The organism is Chroococcidiopsis sp. (genome assembly GCF_051657925.1).
Classification (GTDB): domain Bacteria; phylum Cyanobacteriota; class Cyanobacteriia; order Cyanobacteriales; family Chroococcidiopsidaceae; genus Chroococcidiopsis.
In genome coordinates this window covers 1-12,508 of sequence record NZ_JBOFLP010000209.1, presented here as the reverse complement: position 1 = coordinate 12,508, position 12,508 = coordinate 1, and the positions used below count along the sequence as shown (strand labels likewise).

Below are 12,508 nucleotides of genomic sequence, written 5' to 3'. Positions count from 1 at the left end.
GTTGGCGCTTTCAAACTATACTCTTTTCTAGGTTCGGTCGCCTTGCAGAACCGCTTTTCAGCTCGTCTCTCTTCCGGCGCTTTATTAATCTAACTAATCCCTCTAGCTCTTGTCAACTAGTTGGACAAAACTTTTTTGGATTGCTCCAGACTGTTGATAGGGCAGAGTTTAAGCGACAATGACATATGCATTGTGCTGCTGAGGAACGAGATTCGTGAATTTTCAATCAGTAATTGCTGTGCTGCATCAGTTTTGGAGCGATCGCGGTTGCCTGATCGCTCAACCATACGATACTGAAAAGGGTGCAGGTACGAAAAATCCCCATACTTTTTTAAGAGCGTTAGGACCTGAACCTTGGTCGGTTGCTTATGTAGAACCTTGTCGCCGCCCTACAGATGGACGGTATGGAGAGAATCCCAATCGCTTCCAACACTATTATCAGTACCAAGTACTGATCAAGCCGTCACCTGAAAATATTCAGGGTATATATTTAGATTCCTTAAGAGCCTTGGGTATTCGCCCAGAAGATCGCGATATTCGCTTTGTAGAAGATAACTGGGAAGACGCGACTGTAGGTGCTTGGGGTACTGGTTGGGAAGTCTGGCTGGATGGAATGGAAATTACTCAATTTACCTACTTTCAACAGTGCGGCGGGATCGATTGTCGTCCTGTTTCAATTGAAATTACCTACGGTTTGGAACGACTAGCAATGTACCTCCAGGGAGTAGAAGCGTTTACAAAGCTGAAATGGACGGACGATATTACTTATGGAGACGTTCATCTCCAAGGAGAAATCGAGCAGTGTACGTATAACTTTGAAGCTTCTAACCCTGAAATGTTGCTGTCGCTGTTTAATATGTACGAGCATGAAGCAGAACAACTGACTCAAAGAGCATTGGTTTTGCCTAGCTTAGATTATATTTTGAAGTGTTCTCACACTTTTAACCTGCTAGATGCAAGGGGAGTCATTTCCGTCACGGAACGGACTCGTTACATTGGTAGAATTCGGCATTTGGCGAGAAAAGTTGCTCAGTTATACATTCAGCAGCGCGAAGCGTTAGGGTTTCCACTGTTGCACAAAGCAAAAGGATAGAAAATGCATGGGTAATCTGAGGGATCTATATGGAACCGATCGCAGCTTGGTTTCGTAGTCTGGGCATTCCAGAACCAATCGTACACTGGGGACATCCCTTGATGATGGGAATTGTCGTGTTTGTGATGGGTAGTTTTGTTGGACTTGCAGGATGGCGAAGCAGAATAGTTGCAGATAAAGCAGTTGCGATGGAAAATGCGATCGCTCACCGCACTCTAGCACCTTGGATGTTTGGCTTTATGGCGGCTGGTTATACAGGTGGCTTGCTATCGCTGGTGATGCAACAACAACCAATATTGGAGAGTCCTCATTTTTGGACTGGCTCGATTGTACTATTGTTGCTGCTGGTAAATGGAACATTAGCACTATTCGGTTTTGGCAAAGATAAAGGTACTTTACGCACAGTTCACGCTTACTTGGGTAGTACGGCGCTTTGTCTGATGTTTCTTCATGCTGTCTTGGGATTGAGGCTGGGGTTAGCAATTTAATTGCTTGGTATTGAGATTGCTGTTGCAGGTGGGAATTATAAGCCTATAAAAAGCTAAATCCCACCTAACTGAAGATGTCAGATGGAGTTTCACATAAAATAACCAGGCTTGCAGTGCTTATTGATGCAGATAATGTAGAAGCAAGCATAGTTGAGCCTTTACTCAAAGAAATTACTAGCGGCGGTATTGCTTGCGTCAAACGAATTTATGGAGACTGGACGCAATCTCAATTAAGTAGTTGGAAAGAAAAACTACATAAATTTGCTATTCAACCGATACAGCAATTTAGCTATACATCAGGCAAGAACTCTACAGATAGTGCCTTGATTATTGATGCGATGGATTTGCTGTATACAAATAAGTTTGATGGTTTTTGTATTGTTTCTAGCGATAGTGACTTCACTAAGTTAGCTTGCAGAATTAGAGAATCTGGTTTGATTGTTTATGGTTTTGGCGAACAAAAAACACCGGAAGCCTTTGTGAAAGCGTGCGATCGCTTTATTTATATAGAAAGTTTAAGCAAGAAAAAAGAAAAGCAAGAAACATGTGAAAATATTTCCTCAAAAACTGAAAGTCCACCCTCTAAAAATCTACAAAAAACATTTGAGGAAGTTCCTTCAAAATTACAGCACAATCGAGAATTGTTAGAACTTGTCAAAACAGCTTATGAGTTAGCTATGGATAAAGATGGATGGGCTTGTATATCTAGCCTTAAATCTCGATCGCATGAATTATCTCCCTCTTTTAAATCAAATAGCTACGATTATGCAACTCTTGGTAAATTAATGCAAGCTATTGAGTTATTTGAAATTAAGCAATCTCCTCAAAGTAGAAATCCAAAATATAAAAATATATCCATTAAACTCAAGCACAAATAACTATTATTTTTAATGACTCAGATTAACGGCACTGTTTTTTGTTTTGCATATATCTTAGGCTTACTCGCTACAGGAGTTGCTAACGGAGGTTACAACTTAATAGCGATCGGCTTTTTAGTTACAAGCTTATCATATTTTGGTAAAAGAAGTATTTTGAGAAGTAAGCTACACAGAAATTTTTGGCATATCAAGCCGCAAATCTGGTTACTGGCTGGATTAGTAGGATTTAGTGCAACTATATATTTTCAGATTAGAACACCACATCCTAGTCAAAATGATGTTAGCAAATTTGTAACTGCTAATGCTAAAGATGGAGTACAAGTTGTAACCGTTCAAGGGAAAATTTCTAGTACACCACGCTTAACAAGAAATCAGCGATCGCAATTTTGGCTAGAACCGTTTCATTTAAATATTGGCAACGATATTCGTCAAGATGTATCTGGTAAATTATATACCACTGTACCTTTATTACAAGCAACTGGATTGCATGAAGGGGCAAGAATTACTGTCACAGGAATTTTATATAAACCTAAATCGGCAAATAACCCAAGAGGATTTAATTTTCAAGCTTATCTAGCCAGAGAGGGTAGTTTTGCTGGTTTAAAGGGAAAAGAAGTTAGTTTAATTGACTCCGAAATTAATAAGGAAATCAACAATTGGGGATGGTGGGCAGTCAGACAAAAAATTCTTCACTCTCAAGTACACTTGTTAGGCGTACCAGAAGGAGTTTTAGCGAGTGCGATGGTTTTAGGAAACCGCGTAGTTGACTTACCATTTTCTGTCAGTGACTCATTTATTCGAGTTGGTTTAGCTCATGCTTTAGCTGCATCCGGTTTTCAAGTCTCTCTGATTTTGGGAGTAGTATTAGCGATCGCTCAGCATTTTTCTAATCGAATTCAATTTATCATTGGAGTATCGGCACTACTAATTTTTCTCGGTCTTACAGGTTTACAACCATCAGTATTAAGAGCAGTTATCATGGGAATTGGTGCTTTAACTGCTCTAGCATTGGAACAAAAATTTAAACCTTTAGGGTTACTTCTATTAGCTGCTACTTTGTTATTAACTATAAATCCAATTTGGATTTGGGATCTAGGTTTTGAGTTTAGCTTTTTAGCAACTTTGGGATTAATAGTAACAGTGCCAGCTTTGATAAAAAAAATAGATTGGTTACCACCTGCGATCGGCACTTTAATTGCAGTACCGATTTCAGCCTATATCTGGACAATTCCGCTACAAATATATAATTTCGGCTTAATTTCTCCTTATAGTATTTTAGTTAATATAATAACGACAATACCGATTTCCATTATTAGCTTAGGGGCTTTTATCAGTGCGATCGTAGCGTTAATACATCCAACTATAGGTAGTGCTCTAGCTTGGCTATTATATTATCCAACTCATTGCCTCATTGAACTTGTCGATTTTGTTGCTGGACTGCCAGGAGCAGCAACCGCTGTAGGAACCATCTCCTCGTTACAGCTCATAATAATATATAGCTTGTTTATCTTAACTTGCAGTCAAAAATGGTGGCGGAAAAAATGGTGGGTTGTAGGGCTAGTTACGATTAGCTTAGTATTCATTCCAGCTTGGCAAACTCAAGCAAGCTTATTCCAAGTTACTGTTTTAGCAGCCGGAAAAGAACCTGTTCTAGTTATACAAGATCGTAGTAGAGTCTTATTATTAAATAGTGGAGATGAAACTACTTCTAGGTTTATAGTCTTACCTTTTTTACAACAACAAGGAATCAATCAGCTCGATTGGGCAGTAGCAGCAGAGTCTAATTCGACAAATAACATAAATGATTGGTCGTTGCTTTTGCAAAATTTATCAGTGAAAAATTTTTATAACTGCCCTAGTCGCGATCGCAATACAACGATTACATCCAAACTATCGGATACAAACTGCCAGCAGTTGCTTCCAGATCGAGAAATATCTACAGGTTCGACATTTATTAAGCTACTTGATGCCCAACAACAGATTCTACAGATACAGATCCAAGATAGGACTTGGCTAATTTTAGGGGAAACAGAGATCGAGAAAACGAATAAGAGATTACCACATGCTCAGGTATTGGTATGGTCGGGAGAGAAACTAGATTCTAGCTTGATTGCAGCAGTGAAGCCGGAAGTGGCGATCGCCTCTAGAACTAAACTCGATCCGAAAACAATCGCTGAATTGCAACAAGGCAAAACTAAGGTGTTCTTGACAGGCAGAGACGGTGCAGTGCAGTGGACACCCAAAGGGAAGTTTGAGATTGCAGTAGAAACAGTTGAAGACAAGGCATCTGCACTGTAGAATAGTATTCTTGTCTAAAATAAAGCAAGACAATCTCCTGTGGAGAGGTGGCAGAGTGGTTGAATGCGGCTGACTCGAAATCAGTTTTGGGGTCAAACCCAACGGAGGTTCGAATCCTCTCCTCTCCGTTTTTAAATTAATAAACGCGATCGCGCCACAGAGATAACGAGCTGCCGTGGTACGATCGTCGTGCTTTTAAGTCAAATGTGCTGTTGGTGACATAACCAGTAGTATGATGACCGATTCTCAATTTTTAGAGCAACAATGAAACGGCGACGATTTATTGCCAAAACGACTACGGCTGCTGCTGCTACCACAGCTTTAGGTGCTTGCGTCCGCGTGCAAACCAATAACGCCCAGCAAGCAGGTGCTTTACCGAAAGTACGATGGCGCATGGCTACAAGTTGGCCTAAAGCTTTGGGGATTTTCGGTGGTGCGGAAACCTTCAGCAAGCGCGTGCAGGAAATGTCAAATGGGCGGTTTATCATCACGCCATTTGTAGCAGGAGAATTAGTCCCAGGATTGCAAGTTCTAGATGCCGTTCAAGCAGGAACGGTTGAATGCGGTCACACCGCTAGTTATTATTACATTGGGAAAAATCCCGCCCTTGCCTTTGCCACATCCGTACCGTTTGGATTAACTGCCCAGCAGCAGAATGCTTGGTTGTATCACGGTGGTGGTTTGGAAGCAATGCAAAAGCTTTATGCTGATTTCAACGCGATCAATTTTCCGGCTGGTAACTCTGGGGCGCAAATGGGTGGCTGGTTCAAGCAAGAAATTAAATCAGTTACCGACTTGAACGGTTTAAAGATGAGAATTCCTGGCTTGGGAGGTCAGGTGATGTCGCGCTTGGGCGTGAACGTGCAGGTCTTACCTGGCGGAGAGATTTATCTAGCACTAGACCGAGGTGCGATCGATGCAGCAGAATGGGTTGGTCCTTACGATGATGAAAAATTAGGTCTCAACAAGGCAGCAAAGTTTTATTACTACCCAGGTTGGTGGGAACCAGGACCAACTTGGGAAGTCTTGGTTAATCGAGCTGCTTGGGATAAGCTGCCAAAGGAATATCAAGAAATCCTCAAGAGTGCTGCTACAGATGCCAATATGGATAATTTGGCTCAATACAATGCTTTAAATGGGGCAGCATTAGACCGGCTCGTGAAGGGCGGGACAAGGCTAACTCCTTATACTAAGGAAATTATGCAAGCAGCACAAAAGGCAACCACCGATTTGTTATCTGAAAATGCTGCTAAAGATGCGACTTTTAAACAGATTTACCAGCAATGGAATGCGTTTCGCGCCCAAGTTTATAGGTGGAATGAGATTAATGAGTTGAGTTTTACTAGTTTTACATTTCCTTCTGTTTAACTTGTCTTGTGGTTGACAGCAGTAAGTGAGTAATTGGTTGTTGGTTAATAGTTGAGAGTTGTTCTTTCTCCCTCAGCTCTTTTCCCCCCTACTCCCTACTCCCTACATTCACAGGTAAGCCCCAAAATTCTGCCCGTTGTCGCAGCCAACCCGTAGTAGTATAACGGGCGATCGCAGCGTTGACTTGTTGTCGCAAGCTGTCGTATTGCAATCCTTTTGGCATGACTACAGCTAACGGTTCGGCTGACAATAATGTCGGTAGAATCTCATACTGGGGATATTCTCGCACCCAACCGCTCAACACGCTGGCATCGGCTGTAAAGGCGGCTGCTATGCCAGACTCTAGCAATGCGTGCGCCTGTTGATAGGAATCAACTCCCAAGAGCTGCACTTGCGGTAATAAATACTTTAGTGTAGGAATTGTGGAAGAACCTTTGAGGACGGCAACTGTTTTCTTGGCAACATCGTTGAGACTTTCTGCTGTTGCTTTTTTAGCAATTATTGCCGCACCATCCATGTAGTAAGGCGGACTGAAACTAACTAAACGCGATCGCGAATCTGTAGCTGTGACTTGGGCGATCGCTAAATCGACTTTATCTTCCATTACCGCATTGAGGCGATCGCGGTTTGCAACTGGAATAAATTTTACTGCTGCTGGGTTTCCCAATAAATCCGCTGCTAATTTTTGGGCGAGTTCGATTTCCAATCCTCGCAGCTTTCCTTGTCGATCGCGAAAACCTAGAGGAGGTGAATTATCTTTCACAGCTACTAAAAGATAGCCCCGCTGTTGAATTTCTTTAAACTCGGCGGCGTTGCTTTTAGATGTGAAAGGGTAAAGGGTAAAGGTTAAAGGGAAGAGTAGAAGAAAGAAGTGCAAACAGTTCGTCATGCTTCTACTTACCTTCATTCTGCCTTCATCCTTCATCCTTTATCCTTTATTTTGCTTGATTTGCGAGTTCTGCAACTTTAGCAAAGCTAGCCGGATCGAGAACTGCCAATTGTGCCAGCATTTTGCGGTTAATTTGAATCTCAGCTTTCTTGAGATTCCCCATCAATTGACTGTAGCTCATACCGTGCTGTCTCGCCGCTGCATTAATCCGCACGATCCACAGACGACGAAAATCGCGCTTGCGCTTGCGGCGATCGCGGTAGGCACTCCGCAATGCTTTCATCACTTGCTGATTTGCCGTGCGGAACAGAGTCGAGTGAGAACCGCGAAATCCTTTCGCGAGTTTGAGAATTTTTTTGCGGCGTTTGCGGGCAACGTTACCGCGTTTTACCCTGGTCATGAATAGAATTCCTTAGTAACTTACAAATAAGGGAGCATCATCCGAACGTTTTGCTCGTCGCGTTCGTGTACGAGTGCTGCTTTTGAGAGACGATTCTTTCTAGCAGTCGTTTTCTTTTCCAAAATGTGATTTTTGAAAGCTTTACGACGCACGATCTTACCAGTGCCTGTGGCACGGAATCGCTTTGCCGCTGCTTTGCGAGTTTTCAGTTTAGGCATGAACTAGCTCTGATTCGACACAATCCATTAATATAGCATCTTTTATATTTCTTCTACTGTAAATTTTTATATGGAGTTGTGGGATTTCGTTTAGGATTTATTGACGATCGCGCTCTAGCTGAGTTTTAACAAAATAGCTGAAATTTCAAACAGTTGACAGTTGATGGTTGACAGCAATGAAATTTTAGGAATTTTGTATTTTTTCAACGCTAGATAGCTATGAAGTTAAAAAGCAATATTGCGGCAACAGCCATTTGTCTGAGTTTGAGCTTAATCGATAGTGGAGCGATTGCGGTCAAGTCCTCCAAGTATGCTTACCAAAAGATGGCTGATACGAGTGGTTCTTTTAACGGCTTTGGATTGCCTGTTATCAACAATGCTGGAACCGTTGCCTTTAGTGCCAATACGGACGGAGCATTAGGAGCATACACCAGTACGGGCAAGACAATAACAACGATTGCCGAAAACGTTGGTTTATATGAAAGTATCGGTAGTCCCATCGCTATTAACGATACTGGAACCGTTGCTTTTGTTGCCACACCAGCAAGGGGAACTACGACCACAGGGTATCCAACGGAAACGATTTTTACTAGTACAAATGGTAAAGTAACTCAGGTTCCCTCTTACAAGCCATCGCCTGAGAGTGACTATCCTTACTACAATCGCATTGTATCTCTGGCACTCAACAACAGAGGTACTATTGCTTATGTCGCGCAAAATATGCGTGGTGTTGGCGTATTGAGTAGTGATGGTGGCTTGATTGCTGAAGCCAATGATGCCAGATTGTCCACTGTCGATTCAGCCAATATTAACGATCGCGGTACGGTAGTTTATAGGTCTCAAAATGGTTTTGAGTTTAATATTCTCGCTAATAAAAGCACAATAACTAAAACTTTAACTAGCACTACTTATCCTCTGTATGTCATGGCTCCTAAGAATGGTGTTTTCTCTCCCTCGCTCAATAACCGAGGAACGGTTGCATATGTTGCTTTGGAAATCAAACCGACAAGCGAATACACGGCTGAGTTTAATCCTGCTAAGGCAGCAATCCTGAAGAGTAACGGCACTAAATTAACTACTGTTGCCGATACTAACGGAGCCTACAGCAGCTTTAGTAGTGGAAGCAATTTTAATTTTGCCGCTGTACCCCCTGCCATCAACGATCGCGATACGGTTGCATTTTTTGCTCAACTAGATACAGGTGGCGAAGGAATTTTTATCGGTTCCGATCCTGTCAAACATAAAGTTATTGCTACTGGTGATTCTTTATTTGGTTATGTGGTACAAAGTGTTGCTCTATCTACAGATGGAATCAACGATTTCGGTCAGTTAACTTTTATTGCCAAACTAGCTAACGGTACAGAAGTCATTGTCCGTGCCGATCCGCTTGGAACTGGCTGCAATTGTTTTGTTAAATAGGCTCTATCTGTTGCTGCGATCGCTGTCGCCGTGCCTCGTATAACAGCAACGCTGCTGCGATTCCCACATTCAACGACTCCACCCCCGCACAGAGGGGAATTTGCACCTGTAGATCTGTCATTGCCGCTAAATCTGCCGACAACCCCGCACCCTCATTCCCCAAAAGAATTAAACTCGGACGCTGCCAGTCTACTTCCCAATACGTCATCTTTGCAGTAGGTAAAGTCGCGATCGCTTGCATTCCCGCCGCCTGACACTGGAGTACAGTTTGCCGCAGATCTTGACTCACGACCATCGGCAATCGAAACCACTGCCCAGCGGAAGCTCGTAACACCTTGGGATTGTCTAAATCTACACTATCCCTACTCAACCACAGCCCCGATGCACCAGCCGCCGCCGCCGTGCGAATTATCGTTCCCAAATTCCCAGGATCTTGCAGCGTCTCTAAAGCTAAACTGATGCCTGTATGGGGTACTTCTCGCCCTTGCTGCCTAGCTGCCGTCGCTACAACTCCGTCAGGATTGATCGTAGTTGCGATCGCCTGCAAAATCTCTGAAGTGACAACTTCTAGCCGCGATCCCGACTGACTAATCTGCTGCCAAAGCTGTTGATGGTTTTCCTGCCATTGGGAAGTACAACAGACGCATTCTAAGGGATACTTCGCTGCATAAGCCTCCTCTAACAAATGCGTTCCTTCCAAGAGAAAAACACCCTGTTGCGATCGCTGTTTGGCAGAGTGCAGCTTTCGCATCTGCTTGACCAGGGGATTTTGCAAACTCGCGATCATATATAAAATCTACTATTGACGATTCGGAGCTATCGTGGTAGTAATTAACTGCCAACTAGATTCACAGGACATATAAGGCTAAACATATAAGGCTAATAGCTCGTTGCTAGTAACCAAAACTTCAAATTGATGCGGAACCCGGGACTTGAACCCGGAAGCCTTTCGGCACATGAACCTGAATCATGCGCGTCTGCCAATTCCGCCAGTTCCGCTTGTCTTCGCCCTCAGTGGGCGCAATTTCTCATCATTACTTAAATATTTGTGTTTGTCAAGGTTTTTTCAGCGATCGGGGACTAGTGGATAGAAAAGAGTCAAACCACTAACCACTAACCACTCACAAGTGACTAATGACCAAATCTAAAATTTTTTGACTAAAGCAAAAACTTTAGAGGGCAACAACTGTAGAAATACCGAGATTGATACAGATATTTGTAGCAGAGATAAGAAAATTCACAGTTTAAACTTTTACCATCTCAATGTAAAATCTAAACCAAATTTTTGCCAACTCGGGTACGGATTAACTAGATTCGGAGGACAGAGCCATTACTACTACCCATAACTCAATTAGACCGCAGCCTTCACCAGAAGTCGATCCAGCCGTACTGGAAATTTGGGGCGGACATCCTTTGGCAGGTCAGGTCAAAATCAGCGGAGCAAAGAATTCTGCCCTTGTTATCATTGCTGGTGCTTTGCTCTGTCCTCAAGACTGTCGTATCCGTAACGTACCATCACTCGTGGATGTGGCGCGCATGGGTCAGTTATTATCATCGCTGGGAGTAAAAATCTCTCAACACGGTGATGTATTAGATATTGATGCTAGCGATCTCAGCACGTCTCAAGCTCCATACGAAATTGTCAGTCAACTACGGGCAAGTTTCTTTACAATTGGTCCGTTACTAGCTCGCCAGGGATATGCTCAAGTCCCCTTACCTGGTGGATGTACGATTGGAGCTAGACCAGTCGATTTGCACGTCCGAGGCTTACAGGCAATGGGGGCAGATGTCCAAATCGAGCATGGTATGGTCAATGCTTACGTCGCTGGTAGTAGCCGGAGATTGAAAGGAGCCAAAATCTATTTAGACTATCCCAGCGTCGGTGCAACAGAAACCTTGATGATGGCGGCGACATTAGCTGAAGGAGAAACAGTCATTGAAAACGCTGCTCAAGAACCAGAAGTTGTCGATCTAGCTAATTTCTGTAACTCTATGGGAGCACGCATTCGGGGAGCTGGAACTACAGCAATTACGATCTCAGGCGTTCCTCGCTTGCACTCAACGGATTATGCAATTATTCCCGATCGCGTGGAAGCAGCAACTTTTTTGGTAGCGGGAGCCATCACCAACTCCGAGATCTCATTAGCGCCAGTCATTCCCGAACATCTCACCCCGGCGATCGTCAAATTACAAGAAATTGGAGTGCAGGTTGTTGCCGATGCACCTGACTGCCTTCGTATTGTCCCTGGTGAAGGATTACGGGGAACAGACATTAAAACTCTGCCTTACCCTGGTTTTCCCACAGATATGCAAGCGCAATTCATGGCTTTGCTGAGTTTGAGCGAGGGCGATAGCGTCATTACTGAAACTGTATTTGAAAACCGCCTGCGCCACGTCGCCGAACTCAATCGGATGGGGGCAGATATTCGCGTTGAGGGCAATATTGCTGTCGTGCGGGGAGTACCGCTACTATCTGGTGCGCCAGTCGTCGCTAGCGATCTACGCGCTTCAGCCGCTTTGGTACTAGCAGGACTAGCAGCAAAAGGTAAGACAACAATTCAAGGACTGCACCATCTCGATCGCGGTTACGAGAAACTAGAAGTCAAATTGCTCTCCTTGGGAGCGAGGTTACAAAGAGTAACAGGTGCGATCATTTCTCCCGATCGTCAACTAGGGGTTAATAATCCTACAGTGAACAGTTATCAGTGAATAGGGAGCAGGGAAGCAATTCAAAATTCACGCATTAATTCCGAATTCTCCCCACCACACCCTACACCCTTCTTTTTCAACTTGACACCAGATACAATCTGCGACTATAGTTGTAGATTGTGTCAACTCTAACATTCAGAAATACCCTTGGCTAACGTCATTGTTATAGGAGCCCAGTGGGGCGATGAAGGAAAAGGAAAGGTCACGGATTTACTCAGTCGCTCCGCTGACATTGTGGTTCGTTACCAAGGGGGAGTCAACGCCGGACACACGATTGTCGTCCAAGATCAGACTTTCAAGCTGCATCTGATTCCCTCTGGAATTCTGTATTCTAAGACAGAATGCATTATTGGCTGCGGTACGGTCATCGACCCAAAAGTTTTGATTGAGGAACTCGATCGGCTAGAAAGTTTAGATATTTCTACAGATAACTTGTTTATCTCTGAAACCGCTCATGTCACCATGCCTTATCATCGGCTGATCGATCGCGCGGCAGAAGAGAGACGGGGTAATTATAAAATTGGCACGACAGGGCGAGGAATTGGACCCACCTATGCCGATAAATCAGAACGGACGGGAATTCGAGTTCTCGATTTAATGGATTCGGTAGGACTGCGAGAACAGTTACAGTGGGCGATCGAATATAAAAATGTCATTCTCGAAAAACTTTACAATCTACCACCCTTAGATCCAGAAGCTGTCATTGACGAATATTTGGGTTATGCAGAACGTTTGCGTTCCCACGTAG

Annotated in this window: 12 protein-coding genes and 2 tRNA genes; 9 read left to right on the top strand and 5 right to left on the bottom strand. The window is 43.5% G+C overall.

The window, feature by feature from the left end; all coding sequences use genetic code 11:
- Nucleotides 1-214: 214 nt before the first annotated feature.
- The 6 genes from glyQ (at nt 215) to ACRC32_RS16870 (ending at nt 6,125) form a co-directional block, all read left to right on the top strand.
- A complete protein-coding gene (gene glyQ, locus ACRC32_RS16895) occupies nt 215-1,093 on the top strand; it encodes a glycine--tRNA ligase subunit alpha (protein ID WP_438555057.1) in 879 nt (292 codons plus the stop codon).
- 29 nt (nt 1,094-1,122) lie between these two features.
- The gene (locus ACRC32_RS16890) at nt 1,123-1,581 is read left to right on the top strand and encodes a DUF4079 domain-containing protein (protein WP_438555056.1); all 459 of its coding nucleotides are present in this window, start codon (nt 1,123-1,125) and stop codon (nt 1,579-1,581) included.
- Nucleotides 1,582-1,655: 74 nt separating this feature from the next.
- A complete protein-coding gene (locus ACRC32_RS16885; protein ID WP_438555055.1) occupies nt 1,656-2,459 on the top strand; it encodes an NYN domain-containing protein in 804 nt (267 codons plus the stop codon).
- A gap of 12 nt (nt 2,460-2,471) precedes the next feature.
- Nucleotides 2,472-4,757, top strand: a complete 2,286-nt coding sequence (locus ACRC32_RS16880; RefSeq protein WP_438555054.1) for a ComEC/Rec2 family competence protein — start codon at nt 2,472-2,474, stop codon at nt 4,755-4,757.
- Nucleotides 4,758-4,798: 41 nt separating this feature from the next.
- Nucleotides 4,799-4,885: transfer RNA gene (locus tag ACRC32_RS16875), tRNA-Ser, on the top strand.
- Between the two features lie 136 nt (nt 4,886-5,021).
- Nucleotides 5,022-6,125 carry a TRAP transporter substrate-binding protein gene (locus ACRC32_RS16870; RefSeq protein ID WP_438555053.1) on the top strand — a complete coding sequence of 368 codons (1,104 nt, stop codon included), beginning with the start codon at nt 5,022-5,024 and terminating at the stop codon, nt 6,123-6,125.
- An 88-nt stretch (nt 6,126-6,213) separates the two neighbouring features.
- On the opposite strand, the gene ACRC32_RS16865 is transcribed toward ACRC32_RS16870, so the two are convergent.
- From ACRC32_RS16865 to rpmI, 3 genes are read right to left on the bottom strand one after another with little or no spacing between them, the layout of a single operon-like run.
- The gene (locus tag ACRC32_RS16865) at nt 6,214-7,050 is read right to left on the bottom strand and encodes a transporter substrate-binding domain-containing protein (RefSeq protein ID WP_438555052.1); all 837 of its coding nucleotides are present in this window, start codon (nt 7,048-7,050) and stop codon (nt 6,214-6,216) included.
- Nucleotides 7,051-7,060: 10 nt separating this feature from the next.
- Nucleotides 7,061-7,414 (bottom strand): 50S ribosomal protein L20, encoded by a 354-nt coding sequence (rplT, locus tag ACRC32_RS16860; RefSeq protein WP_015156855.1) that lies wholly within the window; start codon nt 7,412-7,414, stop codon nt 7,061-7,063.
- Nucleotides 7,415-7,434: 20 nt separating this feature from the next.
- Nucleotides 7,435-7,632 carry a 50S ribosomal protein L35 gene (gene rpmI, locus ACRC32_RS16855; protein WP_015156854.1) on the bottom strand — a complete coding sequence of 66 codons (198 nt, stop codon included), beginning with the start codon at nt 7,630-7,632 and terminating at the stop codon, nt 7,435-7,437.
- A gap of 219 nt (nt 7,633-7,851) precedes the next feature.
- Between rpmI and ACRC32_RS16850 the strand changes: the two genes are divergently transcribed.
- A complete protein-coding gene (locus ACRC32_RS16850; RefSeq protein WP_438555051.1) occupies nt 7,852-9,051 on the top strand; it encodes a DUF7453 family protein in 1,200 nt (399 codons plus the stop codon).
- Here ACRC32_RS16850 and ACRC32_RS16845 read toward each other — a convergent pair.
- Together ACRC32_RS16845 and ACRC32_RS16840 are read right to left on the bottom strand one after the other, a co-directional pair.
- Nucleotides 9,044-9,838 (bottom strand): TrmH family RNA methyltransferase, encoded by a 795-nt coding sequence (locus ACRC32_RS16845; RefSeq protein WP_438555050.1) that lies wholly within the window; start codon nt 9,836-9,838, stop codon nt 9,044-9,046. The two genes, ACRC32_RS16850 and ACRC32_RS16845, sit on opposite strands and share 8 nt — an antisense overlap.
- Nucleotides 9,839-9,968: 130 nt before the next feature.
- Nucleotides 9,969-10,050 (bottom strand) — tRNA-Leu (locus ACRC32_RS16840).
- A gap of 330 nt (nt 10,051-10,380) precedes the next feature.
- On the opposite strand from ACRC32_RS16840, the gene murA reads away from it, so the two are divergent.
- Nucleotides 10,381-11,760: a UDP-N-acetylglucosamine 1-carboxyvinyltransferase gene (murA, locus tag ACRC32_RS16835; RefSeq protein WP_438555058.1), complete on the top strand. Its 1,380-nt coding sequence runs from the start codon at nt 10,381-10,383 to the stop codon at nt 11,758-11,760.
- A 147-nt stretch (nt 11,761-11,907) separates the two neighbouring features.
- Nucleotides 11,908-12,508: adenylosuccinate synthetase (locus tag ACRC32_RS16830; protein WP_438555049.1), on the top strand; the 601-nt coding region annotated here is incomplete at its 3' end.